Origin of the sequence: Lysinibacillus sp. NPDC097287 (genome assembly GCF_044761695.1) — a bacterium.
Classification (GTDB): Bacteria; Bacillota; Bacilli; order Bacillales_A; family Planococcaceae; genus Lysinibacillus.
In genome coordinates this window covers 17,005-41,638 of sequence record NZ_JBIWCX010000008.1, presented here as the reverse complement: position 1 = coordinate 41,638, position 24,634 = coordinate 17,005, and the positions used below count along the sequence as shown (strand labels likewise).

Here is a 24,634-nt window from a genome sequence, read left to right as displayed (position 1 = left end):
ATCAAAAATGAGGCGCAATGGGAGACTAAATCAAAAGAAGCGAAAAAAATTACAAAGGGATTCGCTACAGTTTATAAAAAAAATTCAGGTGAAGGTGTATACATTTTTCTTCCTCATTCGTTACAAAAGTGAAGGCGATGAAAATAAGAAAGCGAGAAGGGTAGCGTTGACAGATGATCTAATTACATCACTTTATAAAGAAAAGGCAGTCATTATCAAGAAATATTTAATAAAGAATGGATGCAGTTTGTTAGATGCTGAAGATATTGTACAAGGAACATTTGTAAAGGCGATTCAATATATGGTAGAGCTTCATGAACAAAATCTTTCAGCTTGGCTTTTTAAGGTAGCGTTGCACGCTTACTATGATTTGTGTCGAAAGAACAAACGGTATCCAAGCTGCTCCATTGAAGATCAAGATCAATTTTTCGCTGGATTAGCAGATGAGCTTGATGGAGAAATGTTGTTTTTAACGAAAGAAAAAGGTGAAGAAATAACAAAAGTTCTCAATATGTTAAACGCTAATCAACGAAATCTGTTGTTACTAAGATATGAAATGGAGCTGTCCTATAAAGAAATTGCAGAGCTAACAAATATGGATGAAAAGACGATTAAAACCTATTTGTATAGGGCTCGTTTAGCGTTCAAAAAGAAATGGGAGGAGACAAACGATGAAAAACTCAAAGATGGATGAATTATTTGATTTTGAAAATGTCGATACAAAACAAATGCTAAAAGAAGCAAAAGGGAAAAGTTATGCACGAATTATTTTAATTAGTTTAAGTATGGCAGTATATATTTTCGGATTAATTTACTTGCAGAAAATACAAATTACGCCTTTTTTACTTGATAATAAAATTTCAGAAATAGATTCTTATTACAATGTGTTTGGCGCAAATACTCACTTAGGCATGTGGGATGAAGAATATCGTTTCATTGGCAGTAGTGCATCAGCTCCAAAGTATAAAATTATTGATGGAAAACCAGTAAGCTTAGGAGAAGTAAAAGCGCCAGGGAAAGTGAACTTTAATGAATTCTCGCTAAATTCTAACTGGCCAAAAACAGACACAAAAGATGTATTTACTTACGATGGCGTTAGAAAACTTCAATTCTATCACCCATCTGTTACTTACGAGGCATATAAAAACGATATGAGTTTAGTAGCGGACATTCCTGATTACAAAAAAGTAGAGATGGGTATCTCCTTTGATAAACCATACACATTACAAGAAGTGCAAAATATGCTACCGAAAAACGCGAAATTTCAGTGGGCATGGGTAGATACGTATGATGAAACGACCCTACAAGGCTTGAAATCATCGGAAGGAACGCCTTCAATCGTTGTATCAGAAGAGACTGCCGCAGGATTCCATTTGTACAATCAAGTGGGAGAGGTAATCGAAAAACCAACAGAAAAATTTGTTGAAAACTTAGAACTTGCTTTAAGAAATAAAGGCGATTACTATAACGACCTAAAAGCAGTAGATGAATTTCTAAAACAAGGAAATGAAACAATCAACAACAATAATATTAGAATCGTTGGTGCTGTTATTACAGGCAGTCCAAAAGATATTCTAAGCGTACAAAATGAAGATTATGTAAAAGCGGCTGTTTTAGGAGCAGTCGTAGATAAGTATTAAGGAGTGATAAATGATGAAGGCTTTTATGGAAAATAGACCTGTTCTGTTTGGAGGTATAGCATTTGGTATTGCTTCTCTGGTGCTAAATTGTCTGTATATTATTTTCTTCAACATGGCCCATGTATACGATGTAATACATGTTTTCCCGATAATTTTTCTGATGGAACCAATTATAGATAAGGTAGGATATTTGGCAACTCCATTTATGTTGCTACCAATCGCGGTTATTCTTGATTTTATGTGTGGCTTACTTTTTGGTTGGATTGCTAAAAAAATTACAAAAACACCTATTGCTTACGTAGTAGCTCTATTACTTCTATTTGGTTTCTATTGGGTAGTTATTACGTATCAATGGATTATGATTATATAATTTTAAAATGTTTATTTCCTGTTCATTTATTTTAAAATGGACAGGTTTTTTTATGTATTGAATCCGCAATAAGGAGCAGAAAAATTGTTAGGAAATTAATTGATGGAAGTGACGCTTATTTACAGTTATGTTGTATGTCATTTTAAAAAATTTTAATGAATGCACTTTTCAAAATACGATGCTTAAGAAAAAACATGCACTTTCGATATGACAATAAACATTTTCTTGAGAAGATAAAGGCATAAAACCGTGTCTATTATGAAAGTTAGTGCGTAAACTAGAATGAATTCTAAAATAGCCTTATCTTCATTCAGCTGAAAACTCCCGCCTTTATAGGTGGTGAGATGAATGCGGGTTAAGCTTTTTTTCAGTAGATGTCCAAATGCAGACTGATTGAAGATAAAGCCTCCGGCGGATGTCACAGATTTTGAAGGGAGTGAATTGTGCGCGCACAATTCAAAATCTGGACGCATTGTTTTTCTGCACGAAAGCGAAGCGTCAGTGGCAATTACGCCGAGACGTAATTGATTGAAAAACGATGGGGTTGACTAGAATGAACGAGGATTTACGAAGGTTACAGCCGAGGTTGGCTGAAATTTTTACACACTTACATGAACATGCAGAAATTAGTTGGCAAGAGGAGCAAACGACAAATTACATTGTGAATTTATTGAAAGAGGCCGGTATGGAACCATGTGTGTTTGAAGATATCCCCGGACTTTATGTCGATATCGGTAAAGGGACACCCAAGGTAGGATTTCGAACAGATATGGATGCACTCTGGCAAGAAGTAGATGGTGTATTAAAAGCTAACCATTCTTGTGGACATGATGGGCATATGACGATGGCAATTGGGACGGCATTATTGTTAAAGGATATGGAATCCGTGCTTTCTGGTGCAGTGAGAATTATTTTTCAACCGGCGGAAGAAAAGGCAGAGGGTGCTCGTGCATTTGTCGAAAAAGGTGTGGTTGATGATTTAGAGTACTTATTTGGTGTACATGTTCGTCCTTTAAAAGAAATGAAGGATGGCACATATGCACCTGCCATATATCATGGAGCGGCCAAGGTTTTTACGGGGACAATTATTGGTGAAGATGCACATGGATCGCGTCCGGAATTAGGTACGAATGCTATTGAAGTAGGGGTTGCAATTGTAGAAGGCTTACAAAAAATTTGGACTGACAGGAATGTTTCGGCTTCAGCTAAAATGACGCAATTTCAAGCAGGGGGTCTTTCGAAAAATATTATCCCAGGGAAGGCGACATTTAGCATAGATGCACGTGCGCAAACAAATGAAGTAATGGAAGCATTAACAACAGGTATTCATCGTGTGGAGAAAACGGCAGAAACAATGTATGAGGCGAAAATTAAGCTTCAGACAGAAGTCCATGTTGCAGCGGCATCAGTAAATGACGAAGCAATGGAAATAATGCGTTTAGCAATTGTTGACGTAGTTGGTGAGGGAGGCTGTGCACCACCAGTAGTTACTCCAGGAGGAGAAGACTTTCATTTTTATACACACGAACGCCCTAAACTAAAAGCGACGATGCTTGGACTTGGATGTGGTGTAACACCAGGTTTACATCATCCTAAAATGACATTTAATAGAGAACGTCTCATTACAGGTGTAAGTATAATTTCAAGAGCTATTTTACGTGCGTTATAAAGATTGAAATTGATATCACAAAAAATTGGAGATTTTTTTCTTATGTAAATGAATTGCATAAGGAAAAATCTCTTTTTTTTAGGTTTTACCAGATGTTGAAAGGGAAATAGGTGATACAACGCTAATATGTAACAGATAGAACGGAATGGGGTGGTGGGAATGGAATTTAGGGATTTACAAATCTTTATGGCCATTGTGGAGCATAGCAGCTATACAAAAGCAGCTGAAGCGTTATTTATTTCGCAACCTACGTTAAGTAAAAGTATGAAGCGGCTTGAAAATGAGTTGCAGGCACAATTATTGCAGCGGACGACAAGGCAGTTACAGGTGACCGATATAGGGGCAGTTGTTTATGAGCATGGGCAAAAAATTTTATATAATCTGCAGGAATTGGGACAGTCCATTCAAGATATACGAGATGTGCAATTAGGAACGATTAAATTAGGTATTCCTCCGTTAATAGGTACATTGTTTTTCCCGGAAATCGCGCGTACCTTCCATCAGCAGTATCCGAAAGTGACGTTAGAACTTGTGGAGCGGGGGGCTAAGCTAATCAGTGAATTAGTACATTCTGGGCAAGTGGATGTGGCTTTTGTAGTTTTGCCGATTGTGGAACCAGCGTTTACGATTGTGCCATTTATCGAGGATGATTTTGTTTTATATGTACATAAAGACCATACTTTTGCACAGTGTGCTGAAGTGTCCGTCGAAGATTTGAAAAATGAAAAGTTTATTTTATTTTCTAATGAATATGCCTTACATGATTTTGTCATTCGAGCTTGTGAAAATGAGGGCTTCTCACCTGACATAGTCTATAAAAGTTCGCAGTGGGATTTAATTGTGGAATTGATTGGTCTGAATTTAGGTATTACAATTTTGCCGCGTGCTATTTATGAAAAGCAGTCAAATGCTAATGTGAAAATCATTCCACTGACGAATTCACTTATTTGGAAACTAGGTTTAGTTAGCTTAAAAGACCGTTATAAATCATTTGCCTTGCAGGAATTAGTGAAAACGATTCATACAGAATCATGGTCATGGCAATCATTTATTCCATTGAAGAATAAATAATATGCGATATATGCATTTCTCTTATGGAAATAAACGGGCTAACATTAAAGTACATTTGAGTACAAGGGGTGATGGGGATGACGAAAGTGAAACAAACTTTTGAAGAAGCGCTTGTGGATTTAAAGGATGGCCATACTGTTATTGTAGGAGGATTTGGACTCTGTGGGATTCCGGAAAAAGCGATTGAAGCAATCCGTCAAAAAGGTACGAAGAATTTAACTGTTGTTAGTAATAATTGTGGTGTCGATGATTTTGGTCTTGGACTTTTATTAGCAAACAAGCAAATAAAGAAAATGGTTTCATCTTATGTGGGTGAAAATAAAATATTTGAGCAGCAATTTTTAAGTGGGGAACTTGAAGTGGAGTTAACGCCGCAAGGTACATTAGCTGAACGTATTCGTGCTGGTGGTGCAGGTATTCCAGCTTTTTATACAGCGACAGGAATTGGGACACCTATCGCTGAAGGTAAGCCGACGAAAGAATTTGACGGTAAAGTGTATTTAGAAGAACGTGCGATTGTTGGCGATTATGCGTTTGTGAAGGCGTGGAAGGCAGATACACTTGGGAATTTAGTGTATCGAAAAACGGCACGCAATTTTAATCCGCTTGCAGCAACAGCTGGGAAAATCACGATTGCTGAAGTTGAAGAAATCGTGGAAGTGGGCGCATTAAATCCTGATGAAATTCATACACCTGGTGTATATGTGCAACATGTTTTTGTTGGCGAGAACTACGAAAAGCGTGTTGAACGCCTAATAACTGCCAAGGAGGTTGGGTAACTATGTCTGAAATGAGAGATCGTATTGTACGTCGTGCGGTGCAAGAAATTGAAAATGGTATGAACGTTAACCTGGGGATTGGTATGCCTACATTAGTAGCAAATGAAATTCCAGCGAGTTATCAGGTGTTATTACAATCTGAAAATGGTCTTCTAGGCATAGGACCGTATCCGACTGAAGCGGAGGTGGATGCGGACTTAATCAATGCGGGCAAAGAAACGGTAACAGCGGTGGCGGGTGCCTCTTATTTTGATAGTGCGGAATCGTTTGCAATGATTCGTGGCGGGCATATCGATTTAGCAATTTTAGGCGGTATGGAAGTTTCAGAGACTGGTGATTTAGCTAACTGGATGATCCCGGGCAAGATGATTAAAGGTATGGGCGGTGCAATGGACCTTGTACAGGGGGCAAAGCGTGTCATTGTCATTATGGAGCATGTGTCTAAGCATGGGGAGTCTAAGGTGAAAAAGGTATGCACACTGCCATTAACAGGACAGGGTGTGATTCATCGTTTGATTACGGATTTAGCTGTTTTTGATTTTACACCTAGTGGAATGGTGTTAGTGGAAAAAGTCGCAGCATTATCAGTGGAAGAAATTCGTGCGAAGACGGAAGCTTCATTTATAGTAAGTGATAGCTTAAAAGTGTATTGAAAATAATTCTGTTTAATGACGTTAAAATACTCGAAAATACAAAAATCGACTAAATCAATGATGGACATCCAATTTTTTGAATGATATATTGAATTTGTCATTACATTTCCATAGTTAGGTAAAATGAGTGGTGAGGTTCAGAGTCACAAATGAGGGATAGATGCTTATGAAGAAAACATTGAAACAACGAATTGTAGAGGCTTCTCTAATACTGTTTCAGCAAGATGGTTATCATGGTGTGACGGTCGATCGTATTGTTGAATATATAGGTGCCTCAAAAGGTGGGTTTTATCATAATTTCAAATCAAAAGATGAACTGTTATATGAAATCCATGATGTGTTTATCTCGTATGTTATTAAAAAGTCACAACAAGCATACGACCAATACGACACACCGATTACTAGATTGTGTGCGATGGTCCAGACACTCACAGAAGTATTTGATGTGTATCAGGCACATATAACGGTGTTTTATGAAGAAAGTGATTCGTTATCAGAAGTGTACAGTGATCTTATCCACAAAAAACGTAATCAGTATCGTGAAATTTTACAGAAAGTTATTGTTGAAGGGCAGCAGACAAGTGATTTTCGTGCGGAATTACCGAGCACGATTGTGACGATGGCTATCGTTGGCATGATTAATTGGACATACAAATGGTATAAGCAGACCGGACCACTGACTATGGAAGAAATTACAGAAGTATTTACGGACATGATTTTACGTTCAATTGTAACTGAACAAGCAAGGGAAGAAGCAACTCAATTTATGTTAGCGATGAAGCCAGCGATAGAGACTGGTTTTATTAATCAGTAGAACAAACCGACTAGTCGGTTTAACTAGATTAGTAGATGCAAAGGGGAGCTAGGGATGAACTTTGAACTAACGAAAGAGCAAGAGATGATTCGTGATATGGTGCGTGAGTTTGCTGAGAAGGAAATTAAGCCGTATGCGCGTGAAGTAGATGAAACATCAACGATGCGAATAGAGAGCTTTGAAAAAATGGCCGAACTCGGTTTGATGGGGATCCCATTTCCAGAAGAATACGGTGGTTCGGGTGGAGACACAGTTTCTTACGCAATTGCTGTTGAAGAAATTGGTCGCGCCTGTGGGGGTACTGGTTTAAGTTATGCAGCTGCTATTAGCTTAGGGGCTGCTCCAATTTATAATTTTGGAACAGAGGAGCAAAAACGAGAATGGCTTGTTCCACTCGCAAAAGGTGAGACACTTGGTTCATTCGGATTAACAGAACCAAACGCTGGATCAGATGCAGGTGGAACGCGTACAACAGCAGTGGTGGATGGCGATGATTACGTCATTAACGGTGAAAAATGCTGGATTACGAATGCTGGTCATGCACGACAAATTATCGTAACAGCGGTGACAGGCAAACGTGACGATGGCAAAAAAATTATTTCGTCGATCATCGTGCCAACCAATACTCCGGGCGTCACAATCAACTGTAATTACGACAAGATGGGTGTGCGTGGATCTAATACATGTGAGATTGTGTTGCAAAATGTCCGTGTACCAAGAGCGAATTTACTTGGTGATGAAAAACGTGGCTTTAGTCAATTTTTAAACACTTTAGATGGTGGGCGTATTTCCATTGCGGCATTGTCTGTAGGGATTGCACAAGCGGCTTACGAAAAAGCGCTCCAGTTTGCAAAAGAGCGTGAACAATTTGGCGTATCCATCTCAAAATTCCAAGCAATACAATTTAAATTAGCTGATATGGCAATGGAAATAGAGCTTGCTCGTACGTTAGTACATAAAGCAGCATGGCTAAAAGATCAGAAGAAACCGTTTGGCAAAGAAGCTGCGATGGCGAAATTATTTGCCTCTGAAATGGGCTTCCGTACTTGCAATCAAGCAATTCAAATTCATGGTGGCTCCGGTTATATGAAGGAATACGATGTAGAGCGTCATTTGCGTGATATTAAGTTAATGGAGATTGGCGAAGGTACATCTGAAATTCAGCGTCTAGTTATTGCTCGTTTAATTGGCTGTTAAAACTATTCAATAGCAAATACAAGGAGGATTTTCATGGCAAATCTTGTGTATCAAACAATTGGTCAGTTGCTGGATGAACAAAGTGAAAAGTATCCGAAACGTGAAGCGCTTGTGTATGCAGATAGAGACTTGCGAATGACTTATGAGGAGTTAAATAGACAGAGCCGCTTAGTTGCTAGAGGTTTGATGGCACTTGGGATTGAAAAAGGTGATCATATTGCTGTGTGGACGACGAATGTGCCTGAGTGGGTGCAAGTACAGTTCGGCACAGGTAAAATGGGCGCTCCCATTGTAACGGTGAACACAAATTACCGAGCAAGTGAGCTGGAATATCTATTAAAACAGTCTGATTCGAAAACCATTATTTTAATCGAACAATATCGTGATCATTCTTTCATAAATACACTGCAAGAATTATGTCCTGAGCTTGAGCACTGTGAACCTGGAAATCTACAATCTAAGCGATTACCTCTTTTAAAGAATGTTATTTTAATAGGCGAAAACACATATCCAGGTGTGCTGAATTGGTCGGATGTATTATCGGCTGCTGAGCAAGTTACGGAAGACCAGTTAGATATAAGACAAGGAACGCTATGCTATGATGACGTCATTAATATTCAATATACATCTGGAACGACAGGCTTTCCAAAGGGAGTTATGTTATCGCATTTTAACCTAGTGAATAACGCGGTTAATATTGCTGAGTGCATGAACTTAACACATGAGGATCGTTTATGTATTCCAGTACCATTTTTCCATTGTTTTGGCTGTGTAATTGGTACGTTAGCTATTACAACTAGTGGAGGCACAATGGTTCCAGTACAGGAATTTTCTCCGGAAGAAGTATTACGAACGGTAGAAAAAGAAAAGTGTACTGCTTTACATGGTGTACCGACAATGTTTATTAGTGAACTTAATTTACCGAATTTTTCGTCATTTGATTTATCAACATTGCGTAAGGGTGTAATGGCAGGCTCGAACTGTCCAATCGAAGCGATGAAAGCGGTTATCGAAAAAATGGGTATGAGAGAGATAACAATCTGTTACGGACAAACAGAGTGCTCGCCAGTTGCTACACAAACAAGAGTAGATGATCCGCTCAAATTGAGGGTCGAGACAGTCGGGCGCGCATTACCAAACCTAGAAGTGAAGATTATAGATCCTGAAACAAATGAAGAAGTGCCACCGAATGTGCAAGGTGAGTTATGCACTAGGGGGTACCATGTGATGACAGGGTACTACAAAAATTCAGAGGAAACTAGTATAGCGATTGATAGTGACAACTGGCTTCACACAGGGGATTTAGCAACAATGGATGAAGCGGGTTATGTTCGTGTGACAGGTCGTTTGAAAGACATGATTATTCGCGGTGGAGAAAATCTTTATCCACGTGAAATTGAAGAATTTCTTTATACGCATCCTAAAATTTTCGATGTGCAAGTAGCTGGTGTACCTGATCCAGTATACGGAGAAGAAGCTGCAGCTTGGATAATATTACGTGATGGTGAGCAGGCAACTGCAGAAGATATTCGAGATTTTTGCCGAGATAAAATTTCAAGACAAAAAATCCCGCGTCATATTTTCTTTATCGAAAGCTTTCCGATGACAGCTTCCGGCAAAGTACAAAAGTTTAAATTGCGTGAGGGTTTTGTAGCAGCAGTTATATAGAAAGGGGGCAGGGAAATGTTCAAGAAGGTATTGATTGCAAATCGTGGTGAAATAGCTAGGCGTATTATCAGAACGTGTAAACGATTAAATATACAAACTGTCGCAGTGTACTCAGAGGCTGATGCAGAGGCGCTACATGTTAGAGAGGCAGACGAAGCGTACTGTATTGGTAAACCACCTGTTGCACACAGCTATTTAAATATTGAGCGTATTCTTGAAGTGGCACACGAAAGCAATGCAGAAGCTATTCATCCAGGTTATGGATTGTTATCAGAAAACGCTGATTTTGCTAGACGTTGTACGGAGGCAGGTTTTGTCTTTATCGGACCGAGTGCTAAAGTAATTGCGTCAATGGGCAGTAAGTTAGAAGCACGTAAGACGATGAAGGCAGCGGGTGTGCCGATTGTAGAAGGTGTGGAAGCGCCAGTGAAAGATGCAGCCGAAGCGATTGAAATTGCGTCCCGTATTGGCTATCCAATAATGTTGAAGGCATCCGCTGGTGGTGGTGGGATTGGTATGCAACTTGTGGAAAGTGCCGAGGAGTTGGCAAAAGCATTTGAAGGGAATCAAAAACGTGCGCAGTCATTCTTCGGTGATGGCACGATGTACATGGAACGATTTATTGCCAATCCCCATCATGTTGAAGTGCAAATTATCGCTGACCATGACGGCAATGTTGTCCCGTTATTTGAACGCGAGTGCTCGATACAAAGGCGTAATCAAAAAGTCGTTGAGGAGGCACCATCCCCGTTCATCTCGGAAGAAACAAGAATGCGTATGTTAGATGTTTCTGTGCAAGCAGTTCAACATATTGGTTATGTGAATGCTGGCACGATTGAGTATTTAGTAGATGCTGACCAAAATTTTTATTTTTTAGAGATGAATACGCGCTTACAAGTCGAACATCCAGTAACGGAAGAGATTACGAAGCTAGATCTTGTAGAGGAGCAATTAAAAGTTGCGGCGAAACAGTCACTATCATTTACGCGTGACAGTATCAAAAAACATGGTCATGCGATTGAAGTACGAATTTATGCAGAAAATCCAACGACGTTTTTCCCTTCCCCAGGAAAAATCACAGAGTTAGAGCTACCGATTGGTGAAGGTATTCGACATGAATGTGGTGTAGAGGCAGGCTCAACTGTTACACCATTTTATGATCCAATGATTAGCAAATTAGTAGTGTGGGGAGAAACGCGTGCGATTGCATGTGAGCGTCTTACACAAGCTTTAGCAAATTACAAAATTGAAGGTATTCAAACAAACATACCAATGCTTCTAAAAACTGTAACGCATGAGCAATTTTTAAAAGGTTCTACAACGACTAAATTCGTTGAAGAATACTATCTACCCCAGTTAGAAGAAATGAAATAAACATGGAGGAGTATTGCAACGATTTTTTGCAATACTTCCTTACTACCAACTATTTGGAGGGATTTATGATGGAAGTTGTAAAAGCGAGTATGGCAGGAACTGTTTGGAAAATTGTCGTGGCCGAGGGCGATCAAGTAACGGCAGGGCAAGATGTTGCGATTTTAGAATCGATGAAGATGGAAATTCCGATTGCCGCAGAAGAAAGTGGCGTTGTTACAAAAATTATTGCCAACGAAGGAGATTTCATTAACCTAGATGATGCTATTTTAGAAATCGGATAAGGGGGCGCTATTATGCAACTACCGAAACATGTGACGTTAAAGGAAGTTGGCCCTCGGGACGGTTTGCAAAATGAAAAAATACAAATAGCCACTGCCGATAAAGTACAGCTGGTGGATTTACTGAGTCAGACGGGACTAAATTATATTGAAGTAACGTCCTTAGTACATCCGAAGTGGATTCCCCAGCTTGCAGATGCAGTGGAAGTATTGCAAGCCATTAAGCGGGAAAAAGATATTACGTATGCAGCTCTTATACCGAATATGCGTGGCTTAGAACGCGCGTTGGAGGCAAATATAGATGAAGCAAGTATCTTCATGTCAGCTAGTGAAAGCCACAATAAAAATAATATTAATAAAACGATATCCGAGACATTTCCGGTGTTAGAGGAAGTCGTTTTAGGCGCAAAAGCAGCTGGTAAGCAAGTACGTGGTTATATATCAACGGTGATTGGTTGTCCTTATGAAGGCTACATACAGCCGGAGCAAGTTTTACGTGTAGCAGACAAATTACTTGAAATGGGCGTTGCTGAAATTTCATTAGGCGACACGATTGGCGTTGGTGTGCCGACACAAGTGGAACGTCTATTAGAAGAATTATTAAAACGATATCCGGCAGAAAAATTTGCGATGCATTTTCATGATACTCGTGGTACAGCGCTTGCGAATATAGTGAAGTCCATAGAAATAGGTATTTCAAAATTCGATAGTGCGCTCGGTGGTCTCGGTGGTTGTCCGTATGCAAAAGGGGCATCTGGCAATGTAGCCACCGAAGATTTATTGTATCTATTTGATGAAATGGGTATTCATACGGGTGTTGAAATGAATGCAGTGCTAGAGGCGGCGACATTTGTTGAACAAAAACTTGGGAAACCAGTTGCGTCCAAACAAATGGCGATTGTCCGCAACGAAAGGAGTGCGCAGACGTTATGACGCAACTTGTTCAGTTTGAAATTCTAGCAGAAGGTGTAGGACTTATCACATTATCGAGACCAGTTGCGGCAAATGCGATGTCTGTGCAGTTATTAACAGAACTAGGTGCTACACTTGACCGCGTTAACGGCGATCCAACTGTGCGTGTTGTTTTACTAACTGGCGCAGGAGAAAAAGCGTTTTGCGCAGGCGCAGATTTAAAAGAACGTCAAGGTATGTCTGATCGACAAGTAAAGCAAATTGTACAATTAATCGGTGCAACAGTGGCAAAGGTAGAAGCACTTGCACAGCCTGTGATTGCCGTGTTAAATGGCGTCGCATTTGGTGGTGGGCTAGAGCTAGCTCTTGCTTGTGATTTACGCATTGCTGCTTCTCATATAAAGGTAGCTCTTACTGAAGCATCTCTTGGTATTATTCCAGGAGCAGGTGGTACTCAGCGTTTACCACGACTTATTGGTATTGGAAAAGCAAAGGAGTTAATTTATACAGCACGGCGTTTAAATGCAGAACAAGCGAAAAGCTACGGAATTGTAGAATATGTGTATGAAGGTCATGAGTTAAGAGAAAAAGCTCTACAACTCGCACAGGAAATGGCGAAGAATGCACCGCTATCATTAGTGCAAGCAAAAATCGCTATTAATCAAGGGGTAGAAGTAGATTTAGCAACGGGCTTAAAAATTGAGTCACTTGCATATAGTGCACTTATTCCAACAGAAGATCGTTTGGAAGGATTGCTTGCTTTCAAAGAAAAGCGGGCGCCGCAATATTCAGGGCAGTAATCGAATGGCATAAGGAGGAATTGAACATGAGCAATGCAACGACAGAAAATACGGCAAATACGATGAAGGAACAAATTTTAGCTGGGGGTCAGCCAAAGTATCACGAGAAAAATACCCAACAAGGAAAGTTATTCGTACGTGAGCGTCTCGAATTATTATTAGATGATGGATTGCAATCGGAGGATGGCTTATATGCCAATTGTTTGGCTGGTGATCTGCCAGCGGATGGCGTTGTCACAGGTATTGGTAAAATCCATGGTCGTACAGTATGTATTATGGCGAATGACTCGACGATTAAAGCAGGCTCTTGGGGTAAACGAACTGTAGAAAAAATTATTCGTATTCAGGAGACAGCTGAGAAGTTAAATTGTCCTTTACTGTATTTGGTTGATTCGGCGGGCGCACGTATTACTGATCAATTAGAAATGTTCCCAGGACGTCGCGGAGCAGGGCGTATTTTCTACAATCAAGTAAAGCTTTCGGGTAAAGTGCCGCAAATTTGCTTATTGTTCGGTCCCTCTGCAGCAGGCGGCGCTTATATTCCAGCTTTTTGCGATATTGTGGTGATGGTGGAGGGCAATGCTTCGATGTACTTGGGCTCACCTCGTATGGCGGAAATGGTCATAGGTGAAAAAGTAGATTTAGAAACAATGGGTGGGGCAAAAATGCATTGCTCGGTATCTGGTTGTGGTGATGTGCTGACAAAAACAGAACAAGAAGCCATTGCCTATGCACGAAAATATTTGGGCTACTTCCCAAATAATTATGCTGAACGCAGTAAAGTAGAGGCCCCGAAGCCACCAGCATCTTTTGAAAAATCAATTGAAGAATTAATTCCTAAAAATCAAAACGTGCCTTTTGATATGTATCAATTAATTGATCGATTAATCGATGAAGATTCGTTTTGCGAAGTGAAGAAGTTATTTGCACCAGAATTAATCACAGGGTTAGGGCGTATTAATGGTCAATCTATTGGGATTATTGCCAATCAGCCTCGTGCAAAGGGTGGGGTATTGTTCCACGATTCTGCTGACAAAGCGGCGAAGTTTATTTCATTATGTGATGCGTTTAACATTCCGCTAATTTTCTTAGCGGATGTACCGGGCTTTATGATTGGAACGCAAGTCGAGAAGGCTGGGATTATTCGTCATGGTGCGAAAATGATTTTCGCGATGAGTGAAGCGACTGTACCTAAGTTAACGGTTATTGTGCGCAAAGCATATGGTGCAGGACTTTATGCTATGGCAGGTCCAGCATTTGAGCCTGATTGTTGTATCGCTCTATCTAATGCGCAAATTGCAGTAATGGGTCCAGAAGCGGCTGTAAATGCAGTGTATGCTAATAAGATTGCTGAGCTTCCAAAAGAAGAGCAGGCAGACTTTATTGCAGAAAAACGAAAAGAGTATCAAGAGGAAATTGATGTCTATCGCCTTGCTTCGGAGCTGATCATCGACGATGTCATCGAGCCAAATGATTTACGTAAAGCACTTGAAACACGTTTGGAATTATATATGTCGAAATATGTGCTATTCTCACAACGAAAGCACGGTGTTAATCCAGTGTAAAAATGAAAAACCGTTTTTAAAAGCCAAGAAAGAGGCTTTTAAAACGGTTTTTTGCTATATTTACCCCATTGCATAGGTGGGCATATCGTATTAAAATATGAGATGGATAAATAGGAGTAGGTGGTGATGGAGTGGCGAAAAATAATATATCAAATGTGCAGGATGATACCAAGCTGCCATTACCGTACCGCGTGTGGATTGATAAACATTATATGGAGATAAAATTCATAGGCTGGTTACTGTTTAGTGTCTACTCTTGTATAGCGTTTTATAAATTAGTGATCGATCGTCTAGTAAACGTTGTAATCGTCTTGTTCCGTGGCGAATATACATTAGGTGAACTTGGTCTATTTGATTATAGCACGTGGCGCGGAACGACTAATTTTGTACCGTTTGATACGATTATGCGATACATAAATTACTCACAGTATTTTAATATGAATTTAATTGTTGTGAATTTACTTGGAAACTTATTGATCTTTACACCGATGGGCTTTTTGCTACCATTATTATCGAAGCGTTTTCGAAAAGTGTGGCCGATACTCCTTGTAGGATTTATCTCGAGCCTAGCGGTGGAAATGATACAATTTATTTTTAGAGTAGGTTCAACAGATATTGATGATTTAATTTTAAATACGGCTGGTGCTTGGCTTGGCTATTTAGCCTATAAATTTATGTTGCGATTTTCAAAAAATAAACAAATAACTTCTTAAGGCTACGTAAAATTTACGTAGCTTTTTTTTTGTAAAAAAAATTATATCTAAAGACCCGTTTGTATATTTGTTTTTTAGTTATCTGTGAATATAGTACGGATTGATGATTTATTTTTTCAAGGTTGGCCCGATAATAAGTGTACAGATTTTGTTTAGTGGGTATATGTAAAGTCATATATACTAAACAACTTACATATTATAGAGAGTAGAGGTGAATACTATGAAAATTTCAGGTTTAATTCAACAAGAGAGAATTGCAGCCTTAGAGGAACGTAGAAAAATTCTACAGCGTAAAGGGGTAGGAGATGCATATCGTAAAAATCTCCAGTATTTTCAACCGAAGAAAAACCCCGTTTTAATCGAGTTAGAGAATTTATTATTTGGTCATAAAGATCATGATTTATATGAACAACACAAAGAAGAATTGAAAGAAATTACACCTCAAGAACAGGCAACTATTCAAGAAATGCAGCAAGCTGAAAAGAATGTGCGCGCACATGAGCAAGCAAACAGAGCATTTGATAGCGAACCATTAAATGCGAATGGAGCTAGCTCTAGAGAAGAAGAAACACTGCATATTTTAGAATCCGTTAGAAGTGCTGCATTAGCGCCTGCCGAACCGTCTCCGCAGGATTTGCGTGTAGCAGCAAGTGCGAGTGCGCATATTCAGCAAGTAGAGGCACAACTAAATGGTACTGAAATAGCAGAAATCGAGTATGTTGACGATGAGCCAGCATTTGTTCGAGAACCGATTGAAGTAAATGTACCAGAGCGATTCACAAAGAATTTGAAATTAGACCCATTTGCAGATACAATTTTCGGTAGGAGCTATGAAGAAGCGTATAAGGCAAACATTTTTAAACAAGCTGCCGAAAAATATACAGCACATTCTGAAATGGCGAAAAACGGCTATCTACCGAGGTATGAACCTACGTTTTCGTGGACAGCCTAATGATATAAATGGGGGACTTTCACGTGGCTAAAGCGAAACATGCTAAAACAAATGCAGTGCGACAATTAGAGCAACAAAAAATACAATTTGATGTGTTGGAGTATGAGACTGGTGACGGTCAAGTGGACGGAATTTCTGTAGCCGAAAAAATCGGACATCCCGTTTCTCGTGTATTCAAAACATTGGTGGCAAAAGCAAGTGCACAAAAATTATTTGTCTTTGTTATTCCAGTTGCAGAAGAACTCGATTTAAAAGCAGCGGCAAAAGTCGTTGGGGAAAAGAAAATCGAAATGCTACCTGTGAAGGAGTTACTTGGTTATACAGGCTATGTGCGCGGAGGATGTTCACCGGTTGGTATGAAGAAATTATATCCGACAGTTATTGATACAACGGCGCGTGAGCAAGGGAGTATCATTATTAGTGCAGGTAAAATAGGTATGCAAGTGCACGTCCAAATAGATGATTTATTGGCAGTGACGAAAGGACAGCTCGCGCCAATTACGACTATCCATGAGTAAAATTTTGGATAGTTTTTTTATTTGGTGAATTATGGAACAACTAACGATGTCGGTTCGTTTGGTTAAAGAAAGTATTAATTTTAGAATGCTTGTTGATTGGAGTGGAGGTTGGGCGACTCATAGGGGTAGCATCCTAAATGAGACCCTGGAGCGAGGCTTGTATAGGAGCGAGGGCTAAAAGCGTCACGTCCTGTGACAATTTATCTGCGCGAAAGCGAAGCGACAGCAGCACACGCCTTCGTGACCAACATCCTGTTGCCCACCGGAAAGCGCCCAGCCGGAACGGAAATCAATCCCATGTTACGGTGATGAGCCAAAATATGATACAGTATAGCAATCTTATACATAAGGAGTAGTTTGTAGAATGCGAAGGGTTATTGGATGGCGTTGGACGTTTTTTATCGTCGGCATGATCATTATGTCGCTCGGCATTACTATGTCGATAAAAGGGAAAGTTATAGGAACAAGTCCATGGGATGTGTTACATGTAGGTTTATTCCAAAACTTTGGTTTAACAATTGGCACGTGGTCGATTTTAACGGGATTGCTTATTATTACATCAACATCATTAGTTCTAAAAGAATGGCCGAAAATGGGTACTTGGTTAAATATGCTGTTAATCGGATTTTTTATTGATGTGTTTAACTGGCTGTTGCCCGCGACAGATGTTTATGTGTTACAAATCGCGTATTTTGTAGTTGGTGTTCTTATATTAAGCTTTGGTTGTGGAATGTATATCGCGCCAAACATGGGAGCGGGACCTCGAGATACGTTAATGATGATACTTGTCGAAAAATTTGGTGGGACCATTAAAAGTGCACGAATGGGCATTGAAGTGTTAGTAACTATTTTGGGTGGACTACTCGGTGGACCAGTGGGTGTCGGAACAGTTGTAATTGCACTAACATCAGGTTACATTGTGCAATATTCATTACCGTATTGTAGAAAAGTGTTAATGAAGTGCATTGGAAATATGGAAGGTGTAAAGCCGTTTTATTAAAATGAGTGGGCTACTTTTATCGAAAATGATAAAAGTAGCTTTTTCATGTTTTTAAGAGAAGCATCATATAATGCATGGCAGAAGGCAAAGGGGGAAGTACATTGAACGGAAATGTAACTTATTATTTTGGACACGCATTGACGGGACAAGGTAGAAAGCATTTATATAAAGAAATGATGGAAGAGGCAGCAGTTGTTTATGTATTACAAGGGGCACCGACATATAAAGGGTCAGAGCTTTTAAAGGAGCTTGGATATTTCTATGTGAAGCAAGGTTTCGCGGTGGAATGGTTCAAACATCCGCTGCTTGATGAAATTGTGGAAGCTGTCTTTATTCGAGAATGTAATTATCTCTTTGTGTGGTCATCTGAGTGGAACCTTGAGCCAACATTGTTAGGTACAAAACATCGTGTCGTTTCTTTCTATGACTGTTTGGAAGAAGACCAGTTAGAAAGTGTTGGCGGGCAGCTTGCTACAGCGATGAAGGACCGAGAGCTTTGGCGTGAAAAGTGTATTTGTATGCTAGCGATTGCGAAAAAGTTGCATGATGACTGGGAAGTTGTGACGCAAAGTTGTATGAATTGGCAAGGCTTAGATGAGCAGATTACTACTTTGAAGTCAGATATTTTCCAATCGATGACACTTAACAAAACAGGCACACGTACACATCGATTACTTGGAACTTTAACGCCAACTGGTGCGCAAAACACGGTAGAAAGTATGACGAAAAATTTAGCAAGACGGTTAATGATTAAAGGAAAGCCAGGTACAGGTAAGTCTTCATTAATGAAGGGCTTAGCTGATGAGGCGAATGCCAGGGGGCTAGACGCGCAAATTGTTTGGTGTGGTCTTGATGCAGGGTCTGTCGATATGATCATCATTCCTGAGTTAAACTTCTGTATTTTTGATAGTACAGATCCACATATTTTTGATCCGGAAGAAGGAAGAAGTGGTGACGCTATTTTTGATATGGGCCAGCATTGCAAGCTGACAGAAAAGGCTGAAGCGGAAATCGAAGAAATCCGTTCATCCTATAAAGAAACTATGCAAAATGCAACGGGCTATGCAGTACGTTATGCAGAGGCTGAGCATACAATTCGTCAACTAATGGACCGCTGTTTATCGACATCGGAATGGAGAGAGAAAACTGCGCCATTATTTCAAAGATTGCGAAATTGAATTATTTCAATAGAGTATGAATGTGCTAAACTAGGAACAAGTATGGTTTTTTAGAAAGGATGGTACTAGTGTCTAAAATATTAAATACATTTTTAGATGAGAACTTACAAGCCTTACGTGAACAAGGCTTATATAATGAAATCGATCCAGTAGAGAGCGCAAACGGACCTATTATTCAGGTGCGCGGCAAAAATCTTATTAATCTATCTTCCAATAACTATTTAGGTTTAGCCACAAACGACGAATTAAAGCGTATTGCGAAAGCAGCGACAGATAAATACGGTGTAGGAGCAGGGGCAGTACGTACCATTAACGGTACACTTGATCTTCACGTAAAACTAGAAGAAAAGTTAGCAGAATTTAAAGGAACTGAAGCGGCTATTTCCTATCAATCGGGCTTCAATTGTAATATGGCAGCGATTTCTGCTGTTATGGATAAAAATGATGCCATTCTTTCGGACCAATTAAATCATGCTTCTATTATAGATGGATGCCGTTTATCACGTGCGAAAATCATCGCGTACAATCACTCTGATATGGATGATTTACGTGCGAAAGCAAAAGAAGCAACGGAATCTGGTTTGTACAACAAAGTCATGGTCATTACAGACGGCGTGTTCTCAATGGACGGCGATATTGCAAAGCTTCCTGAAATCGTAGAGATCGCAAAAGAGTTCGACTTAATTACTTATGTTGATGATGCACATGGATCTGGCGTAACAGGTAAAGGGAAGGGAACAGTTAAGCATTTCGGTTTAGAAAAAGAAATCGACTTCCAAATCGGTACGTTATCGAAAGCAATCGGTGTTGTGGGCGGTTATGTAGCCGGTAAGAAAAACCTAATCGACTGGCTGAAAGTACGCTCTCGTCCATTCCTATTTTCAACAGCTTTACCACCAGGTGACGTAGCAGCTATTACAGCAGCGGTACAAATGCTGATTGATTCGACAGAGCTTCATGATAAGCTTTGGAATAATGGGGATTACTTGAAAGCTGGACTGACGAAATTAGGCTTCAATATTGGTAATTCAGAAACACCGATTACACCATGTATTATAGGTGATGAAAAATTAACACAGGAATTCTCACGCCGACTATTTGAAGAAGGCGTCTATGCAAAATCAATTGTTTTCCCGACAGTTCCAAAAGGTACTGGACGTGTGCGTAACATGCCAACAGCGGCACATACGAAAGAAATGCTCGATGAAGCATTAGCAATCTATGAAAAAGTAGGGCGCGAATTAGGGATTATTTAATAATAATGTTTAAAAAGTAGATTTCTAGCTTATTTAGGCTGAAATCTATTTTTTTTCGTTTTAATTGCTAAAAATATTTTCAATAGTCTTTATTTTAAAATTGTACGTGGTAATATTAGAGTTCTAAAATAGATTGACAAATACTAAAATTCGAAATATTATATAAAGCATATAAGAATAGTATGATTTAGTTTTATGCCAGAGTATATAAGGAGAAAAAAATGCTAGAATTCCGTGGAATAACAAAGATTTACAGCGTAAAAAAGAAGAAAGTAATTGGTGTAGATCATGTATCTTTAACAATAAATCGTGGTGATATTTTCGGTATTGTGGGTTATTCAGGAGCTGGGAAAAGCTCGTTACTACGTTGTATTAATTTACTAGAGCGTCCCACTAGTGGGGAAATTTTAATTGATGGCGTTAATTTAACAAAACTATCGAGCTCTCAACTCCGTCAAGCACGGTTGAAAATAGGAATGATTTTTCAACATTTTTATTTAATAAGTCAAAAAACAGTTAGTGAAAATATTGCATTTGCGTTAAAGGCAGCTAATTTACCTGTAAATAAAATACCAGCACGTGTGGATGAATTGCTAGAAATGGTTGGACTGTCTGAAAAACGTGATGTTTACCCAGCGCAGTTAAGTGGTGGACAAAAGCAACGGGTAGGAATTGCTCGTGCTTTAGCCAATAATCCATCCATTCTTTTATGTGATGAGGCTACATCTGCATTAGATCCAAAAACTACTGTATCCATTTTGCGCTTATTAAAAGAAATCAACATAAAGCTAGGTATTACTATTGTGCTTATCACACATGAAATGGATGTTGTGAAAGAAATTTGTAATCGAATGGCTATTATGCAGGACGGTAAAGTAATTGAAGAAGGCGAAGTTTATGATATTTTCGCTAGCCCTCAGGAAATACTTACCCAAGAGTTTATTAGTAGTGTTGTGTCTTTTGAAATTCCGGCAGCAATTTTAAAGGATGTTCGTGGTCAGATCGTGAAAATTCTTTTTAAAGGAAATGTTGCAGGGGAAGGTGTCATATCTGATACGATACAGCGTTTTAATGTGAAAGGGAATTTCTTACATGGCACGATTGAATACATACAAGAACGTCCGCTCGGCATTTTTTTGATGGAACTACAAGGGGAACAGAATGAGTTATCTAAAGCAGTGGCTTATATGACTAAACGTGGCGCACTAGTGGAGGTGATTCAACATGTTTGATACAGCTCATTTTATAAGCATGTTACCCGATATTTGGAAAGCATTTCAAGAGACGTTACTCATGATTGGTATTTCGTTAACAGTATCAATTGTTCTAGGCTTGCCACTCGGTATTTTATTGTTTGTGACAGACAAAGGATTGTTTTGGGAAAACCGCTTTATTAAGACGGTATTTGGTTTTGCAGTCAATTTAATACGCTCGATTCCCTATATCATTTTACTAGTAGCCCTATTCCCGTTAACGGATTTAATTGTAGGGGAAACGATTGGACCTGTCGCAGCAAGTGTTTCATTATCGGTTGCGGCCATTCCTTTTTTTGCTCGGTTAGTAGAGACATCTTTGCGTGAAATCGATAAAGGTGTAATTGAAGCATCGATTGCGGTGGGAGCTACACCTTGGATGATCATCAAAGATGTCCTTATCCCAGAAGCAAAATCAAGTATTATTCAAGGGGTTACATTAACGATCATTAGTTTAGTTGCCTTCTCTGCAATGGCAGGGGTAGTTGGTGGTGGAGGTATCGGTGATTTAGCCATCCGTTTTGGCTATTATCGTTATGACAATACAATTATGATTGCTACAGTTGCGATATTAATTTTACTCGTGCAAACGATTCAAATTGCAGGCGACTGGTTTGCAAAATCAATTGATAAAAGATAAGAAGAGGAGAGAACAAAAAGATGAAGAAATCATTATTAGCATTTTTGACAGTCATTCTTGCAGTTGTTTTAGCAGCTTGTGGCGGTAGCGATGATAAGGCAGGTTCAAAAGAGAGCTCAGGCGGTTCTAATGAGGAAAGCAAATCTATCAAACTGGGTGCAACGGCTGGCCCTTATAGCGACATGCTTAAAAAAGCGATTATTCCACAACTTGAAGAAAAAGGTTATGAAGTAAAGTTAGTAGAATTTAGTGATTATGTACAACCAAACAAAGCATTAGATAATGGCGACATCGACGCAAACTTATTCCAACATACAATTTACTTAGAAAACTTTGAAGAGCAAAATAAGATGGATTTAGAAGCATTAATCATTGTACCAACTGCACCAATGGGCTTCTTCTCGAATAAATTTAAATCTGTAGAAGAAATTACAGATGGTGCAACGGTTGCGATTGCCAACGACCCATCAAATGCAGCACGTACATTAATGTCTTTACAAGAGCAAGGATTAATTGAAATTGACCCGAACATCGAAGAATTGAAAGCATCTGAGAAAGATGTTGTTAAAAACGACAAAAACTTAGTATTCCAACCAATTGAAGCTGCAGCACTTCCTCGCACAGTCGAAAGTGTAGACTTAGCAGGTGTACCAGGGAACTTTGCGTTAGCAGCAGGTTTAGACTTACTTGATGCAGTATTTTTAGAAAATATGCCGGACCGCTTCCGTAATGTTGTAGCTATGAAGGCTGAAAACAAAGAGTCACAATTAGCGAAAGACTTAATCGAAATCGTAGAATCAGCTAAATTTGAAGAAGTAATCGACACTGATTTCCAAGGTTTTGGTAAACCAGAGTGGATGGCTAATCGTTAAAAATGAAAAAGACATGAAGTGCTCGTTTATCCGAGTACTTCATGTCTTTTTTTAGGCTTTCACTTTTTTCTATCATGCTCCCGCAAACGGCAAGAACTCTTGATAAGAGATGTTTATTAAATTTAATATCTATTGGGATAACAATAGATAAAAGCCTTTGGGAATCTACAACTTTTCGGAAAATTATAAATATCATGTAATTACGCAGAGAATATTCCTAATTTCTCGATTCTTACCATTGCTTCACGTAGACGTTCTTCGCTTACAAGGAGACCAACTCGCACATAACCTTCACCATATTCACCGAAGCCGTTGCCCGCTGCTACCGCTATATCCGCTTTATCTAGTAGGAGATTTGCAAAGTCTTCACTTTGATAACCTTCTGGCACAGGCAACCATGCAAAGAATGAGCCTTTTGGTGCCATCACATGCCAGCCTATACGATGAGCTTCTTCTACAAGTACATTACGACGGCGTTCGTAAGTTGCTCTTAACTCGTCAACACAGCTTTGCTCAACAGTGAGAGCGACCGCTGCTGCTTGTTGCACAGCAGGGAACTGGCTACAAAACAGATGATCTTGGATAATATTAATGGCTTCAATAATTTGAGCATTTCCAACTGCAAAGCCGATACGCCACCCGGCCATATTGAAGGTTTTCGATAGGGTATACATTTCAATACCTACTTCTTTGGCACCTTCAGCTTGTAAGAAGCTAACAGGTTTGATGCCATCAAAACCAATCGCCCCATAGGCAAAATCATGCGATACGACGATATTATTTTCTTTCGCGAATTTTACAGTTTCTTCAAAGAAAGTAAGATTCGCTGTGCCACCAGTAGGGTTGTTTGGGTAATTCATATACAACAGCTTTGCACGTTCTTTAACTTCAACTGATAATTTACTGTAATCTGGGAGAAAGTCGTTTTCAGCTAAAAGCGGCATCGCATGGTAATTGACATCCCCTAATACAACACCCGATAAATAATCCGGGTAGCCTGGATCAGGAAGCAGCATGTAATCGCCAGGATTTAAAATGGCCATTGGTAGTTCGACGAGCCCGATTTTTGTGCCTCCAAGAACTGCCACTTCAGTATTTGGATCGATATCGACATTGTACTCACGTTTGTAAAAGTCTGCTGCGGCTTGACGTAATTCTTGTACACCTCTAAACGGGGAGTACTTGTGGTTTTGTGGATTTTCAGCCGCTTCTTGTAACGCTTTGATAATATGTGGCGGTGTTGGTTGGTCGGGATTTCCTTGCCCAAGATTGATGACATCGCGACCTTCTGCTAGTGCTGCATTTACTTTTTGCGCAAGAGCAGCAAAGAATTGAGTAGGGAGTTGCTGTAGTTTTTTCGAGAATTCCATGTACATTCACCTTTTTCAGAATATAATAATTACTAATAGATTATGTTGCAAATACTATTACTTTTTTTTCTAAATGTCTAGAGGAGGATGAA

General features: G+C 39.4%; 25 protein-coding genes. 24 read left to right on the top strand and 1 reads right to left on the bottom strand.

Annotated elements, in window-relative coordinates; translation table 11 throughout:
- Positions 1-166: 166 nt before the first annotated feature.
- The 24 genes from ACIQ2D_RS12705 (at position 167) to ACIQ2D_RS12590 (ending at position 23,172) form a co-directional block, all read left to right on the top strand.
- Positions 167-694, top strand: coding sequence for an RNA polymerase sigma factor (locus tag ACIQ2D_RS12705; protein ID WP_402864545.1), 528 nt, complete (start codon positions 167-169; stop codon positions 692-694).
- Entirely contained in the window at positions 672-1,640 is a 969-nt protein-coding gene (locus tag ACIQ2D_RS12700; protein ID WP_402864543.1) for an anti sigma factor C-terminal domain-containing protein, read from the top strand. The genes ACIQ2D_RS12705 and ACIQ2D_RS12700 overlap by 23 nt, the downstream gene beginning before the upstream one ends.
- A 13-nt stretch (positions 1,641-1,653) precedes the next feature.
- Positions 1,654-2,010: a hypothetical protein gene (locus tag ACIQ2D_RS12695; RefSeq protein ID WP_402864541.1), complete on the top strand. Its 357-nt coding sequence runs from the start codon at positions 1,654-1,656 to the stop codon at positions 2,008-2,010.
- Between the two features lie 553 nt (positions 2,011-2,563).
- Positions 2,564-3,679 (top strand): M20 peptidase aminoacylase family protein, encoded by a 1,116-nt coding sequence (locus ACIQ2D_RS12690; protein WP_402864539.1) that lies wholly within the window; start codon positions 2,564-2,566, stop codon positions 3,677-3,679.
- A gap of 159 nt (positions 3,680-3,838) precedes the next feature.
- A complete protein-coding gene (locus ACIQ2D_RS12685; RefSeq protein WP_402864537.1) occupies positions 3,839-4,750 on the top strand; it encodes a LysR substrate-binding domain-containing protein in 912 nt (303 codons plus the stop codon).
- Positions 4,751-4,821: 71 nt separating this feature from the next.
- Positions 4,822-5,529, top strand: coding sequence for a CoA transferase subunit A (locus ACIQ2D_RS12680; protein ID WP_402864535.1), 708 nt, complete (start codon positions 4,822-4,824; stop codon positions 5,527-5,529).
- 2 nt (positions 5,530-5,531) lie between these two features.
- The gene (locus ACIQ2D_RS12675; RefSeq protein ID WP_402864533.1) at positions 5,532-6,182 is read left to right on the top strand and encodes a 3-oxoacid CoA-transferase subunit B; all 651 of its coding nucleotides are present in this window, start codon (positions 5,532-5,534) and stop codon (positions 6,180-6,182) included.
- A 160-nt stretch (positions 6,183-6,342) separates the two neighbouring features.
- Positions 6,343-6,996, top strand: coding sequence for a TetR/AcrR family transcriptional regulator (locus ACIQ2D_RS12670; protein ID WP_402864531.1), 654 nt, complete (start codon positions 6,343-6,345; stop codon positions 6,994-6,996).
- A 54-nt stretch (positions 6,997-7,050) separates the two neighbouring features.
- Complete coding sequence (locus ACIQ2D_RS12665) at positions 7,051-8,193, top strand: acyl-CoA dehydrogenase (RefSeq protein WP_402864529.1); 1,143 nt, start codon at positions 7,051-7,053, stop codon at positions 8,191-8,193.
- A 33-nt stretch (positions 8,194-8,226) separates the two neighbouring features.
- Positions 8,227-9,861, top strand: a complete 1,635-nt coding sequence (locus ACIQ2D_RS12660) for an AMP-binding protein (protein WP_402864527.1) — start codon at positions 8,227-8,229, stop codon at positions 9,859-9,861.
- 15 nt (positions 9,862-9,876) lie between these two features.
- The gene (locus tag ACIQ2D_RS12655) at positions 9,877-11,235 is read left to right on the top strand and encodes an acetyl-CoA carboxylase biotin carboxylase subunit (protein ID WP_402864525.1); all 1,359 of its coding nucleotides are present in this window, start codon (positions 9,877-9,879) and stop codon (positions 11,233-11,235) included.
- 68 nt (positions 11,236-11,303) lie between these two features.
- Positions 11,304-11,516, top strand: a complete 213-nt coding sequence (locus ACIQ2D_RS12650; protein ID WP_402864523.1) for an acetyl-CoA carboxylase biotin carboxyl carrier protein subunit — start codon at positions 11,304-11,306, stop codon at positions 11,514-11,516.
- 12 nt (positions 11,517-11,528) lie between these two features.
- Positions 11,529-12,446, top strand: coding sequence for a hydroxymethylglutaryl-CoA lyase (locus tag ACIQ2D_RS12645; RefSeq protein ID WP_402864521.1), 918 nt, complete (start codon positions 11,529-11,531; stop codon positions 12,444-12,446).
- Entirely contained in the window at positions 12,443-13,225 is a 783-nt protein-coding gene (locus ACIQ2D_RS12640) for an enoyl-CoA hydratase (RefSeq protein ID WP_402864519.1), read from the top strand. The genes ACIQ2D_RS12645 and ACIQ2D_RS12640 overlap by 4 nt, the downstream gene beginning before the upstream one ends.
- Positions 13,226-13,251: 26 nt before the next feature.
- The gene (locus ACIQ2D_RS12635) at positions 13,252-14,790 is read left to right on the top strand and encodes an acyl-CoA carboxylase subunit beta (protein WP_402864517.1); all 1,539 of its coding nucleotides are present in this window, start codon (positions 13,252-13,254) and stop codon (positions 14,788-14,790) included.
- 131 nt (positions 14,791-14,921) lie between these two features.
- Positions 14,922-15,503 (top strand): VanZ family protein, encoded by a 582-nt coding sequence (locus ACIQ2D_RS12630; RefSeq protein ID WP_402864515.1) that lies wholly within the window; start codon positions 14,922-14,924, stop codon positions 15,501-15,503.
- A gap of 220 nt (positions 15,504-15,723) precedes the next feature.
- Positions 15,724-16,455 (top strand): hypothetical protein, encoded by a 732-nt coding sequence (locus ACIQ2D_RS12625; RefSeq protein WP_402864513.1) that lies wholly within the window; start codon positions 15,724-15,726, stop codon positions 16,453-16,455.
- A 23-nt stretch (positions 16,456-16,478) separates the two neighbouring features.
- On the top strand, positions 16,479-16,973 hold the full coding sequence (ybaK, locus tag ACIQ2D_RS12620) for a Cys-tRNA(Pro) deacylase (protein WP_402864511.1): 495 nt from the start codon (positions 16,479-16,481) through the stop codon (positions 16,971-16,973).
- A gap of 364 nt (positions 16,974-17,337) precedes the next feature.
- Positions 17,338-17,973, top strand: a complete 636-nt coding sequence (locus ACIQ2D_RS12615; RefSeq protein WP_402864509.1) for a YczE/YyaS/YitT family protein — start codon at positions 17,338-17,340, stop codon at positions 17,971-17,973.
- 101 nt (positions 17,974-18,074) lie between these two features.
- Complete coding sequence (locus ACIQ2D_RS12610; protein WP_402864507.1) at positions 18,075-19,151, top strand: nucleotide kinase; 1,077 nt, start codon at positions 18,075-18,077, stop codon at positions 19,149-19,151.
- Positions 19,152-19,210: 59 nt separating this feature from the next.
- A complete protein-coding gene (locus ACIQ2D_RS12605) occupies positions 19,211-20,407 on the top strand; it encodes a glycine C-acetyltransferase (RefSeq protein WP_402864505.1) in 1,197 nt (398 codons plus the stop codon).
- A gap of 221 nt (positions 20,408-20,628) precedes the next feature.
- Complete coding sequence (locus ACIQ2D_RS12600; protein ID WP_402864503.1) at positions 20,629-21,639, top strand: methionine ABC transporter ATP-binding protein; 1,011 nt, start codon at positions 20,629-20,631, stop codon at positions 21,637-21,639.
- Positions 21,632-22,300: a methionine ABC transporter permease gene (locus ACIQ2D_RS12595; RefSeq protein WP_402864501.1), complete on the top strand. Its 669-nt coding sequence runs from the start codon at positions 21,632-21,634 to the stop codon at positions 22,298-22,300. Before ACIQ2D_RS12600 ends, ACIQ2D_RS12595 begins: the two co-directional genes overlap by 8 nt.
- A gap of 20 nt (positions 22,301-22,320) precedes the next feature.
- Entirely contained in the window at positions 22,321-23,172 is an 852-nt protein-coding gene (locus ACIQ2D_RS12590) for a MetQ/NlpA family ABC transporter substrate-binding protein (protein ID WP_402864499.1), read from the top strand.
- Between the two features lie 200 nt (positions 23,173-23,372).
- Here ACIQ2D_RS12590 and ACIQ2D_RS12585 read toward each other — a convergent pair whose 3' ends face one another.
- Positions 23,373-24,542 (bottom strand): pyridoxal phosphate-dependent aminotransferase, encoded by a 1,170-nt coding sequence (locus tag ACIQ2D_RS12585; RefSeq protein WP_402864497.1) that lies wholly within the window; start codon positions 24,540-24,542, stop codon positions 23,373-23,375.
- Positions 24,543-24,634: the final 92 nt, after the last annotated feature.

Excerpts from the sequence above, each read along its gene's own strand:
- ACIQ2D_RS12700 (WP_402864543.1), top strand. The coding sequence starts at position 672 with ATGAAAAACTCAAAGATGGATGAATTATTTGATTTTGAAAATGTCGAT.
- ACIQ2D_RS12695 (WP_402864541.1), top strand. The coding sequence starts at position 1,654 with ATGAAGGCTTTTATGGAAAATAGACCTGTTCTGTTTGGAGGTATAGCA.
- ACIQ2D_RS12690 (WP_402864539.1), top strand. The coding sequence starts at position 2,564 with ATGAACGAGGATTTACGAAGGTTACAGCCGAGGTTGGCTGAAATTTTT.
- ACIQ2D_RS12685 (WP_402864537.1), top strand. The coding sequence starts at position 3,839 with ATGGAATTTAGGGATTTACAAATCTTTATGGCCATTGTGGAGCATAGC.
- ACIQ2D_RS12680 (WP_402864535.1), top strand. The coding sequence starts at position 4,822 with ATGGGGATGACGAAAGTGAAACAAACTTTTGAAGAAGCGCTTGTGGAT.
- ACIQ2D_RS12675 (WP_402864533.1), top strand. The coding sequence starts at position 5,532 with ATGTCTGAAATGAGAGATCGTATTGTACGTCGTGCGGTGCAAGAAATT.
- ACIQ2D_RS12670 (WP_402864531.1), top strand. The coding sequence starts at position 6,343 with ATGCTTATGAAGAAAACATTGAAACAACGAATTGTAGAGGCTTCTCTA.
- ACIQ2D_RS12665 (WP_402864529.1), top strand. The coding sequence starts at position 7,051 with ATGAACTTTGAACTAACGAAAGAGCAAGAGATGATTCGTGATATGGTG.
- ACIQ2D_RS12660 (WP_402864527.1), top strand. The coding sequence starts at position 8,227 with ATGGCAAATCTTGTGTATCAAACAATTGGTCAGTTGCTGGATGAACAA.
- ACIQ2D_RS12655 (WP_402864525.1), top strand. The coding sequence starts at position 9,877 with ATGTTCAAGAAGGTATTGATTGCAAATCGTGGTGAAATAGCTAGGCGT.
- ACIQ2D_RS12650 (WP_402864523.1), top strand. The coding sequence starts at position 11,304 with ATGGAAGTTGTAAAAGCGAGTATGGCAGGAACTGTTTGGAAAATTGTC.
- ACIQ2D_RS12645 (WP_402864521.1), top strand. The coding sequence starts at position 11,529 with ATGCAACTACCGAAACATGTGACGTTAAAGGAAGTTGGCCCTCGGGAC.
- ACIQ2D_RS12640 (WP_402864519.1), top strand. The coding sequence starts at position 12,443 with ATGACGCAACTTGTTCAGTTTGAAATTCTAGCAGAAGGTGTAGGACTT.
- ACIQ2D_RS12635 (WP_402864517.1), top strand. The coding sequence starts at position 13,252 with ATGAGCAATGCAACGACAGAAAATACGGCAAATACGATGAAGGAACAA.
- ACIQ2D_RS12625 (WP_402864513.1), top strand. The coding sequence starts at position 15,724 with ATGAAAATTTCAGGTTTAATTCAACAAGAGAGAATTGCAGCCTTAGAG.
- ACIQ2D_RS12615 (WP_402864509.1), top strand. The coding sequence starts at position 17,338 with ATGCGAAGGGTTATTGGATGGCGTTGGACGTTTTTTATCGTCGGCATG.
- ACIQ2D_RS12605 (WP_402864505.1), top strand. The coding sequence starts at position 19,211 with ATGGTACTAGTGTCTAAAATATTAAATACATTTTTAGATGAGAACTTA.
- ACIQ2D_RS12600 (WP_402864503.1), top strand. The coding sequence starts at position 20,629 with ATGCTAGAATTCCGTGGAATAACAAAGATTTACAGCGTAAAAAAGAAG.
- ACIQ2D_RS12595 (WP_402864501.1), top strand. The coding sequence starts at position 21,632 with ATGTTTGATACAGCTCATTTTATAAGCATGTTACCCGATATTTGGAAA.
- ACIQ2D_RS12590 (WP_402864499.1), top strand. The coding sequence starts at position 22,321 with ATGAAGAAATCATTATTAGCATTTTTGACAGTCATTCTTGCAGTTGTT.
- ACIQ2D_RS12585 (WP_402864497.1), bottom strand. The coding sequence starts at position 24,542 with ATGGAATTCTCGAAAAAACTACAGCAACTCCCTACTCAATTCTTTGCT.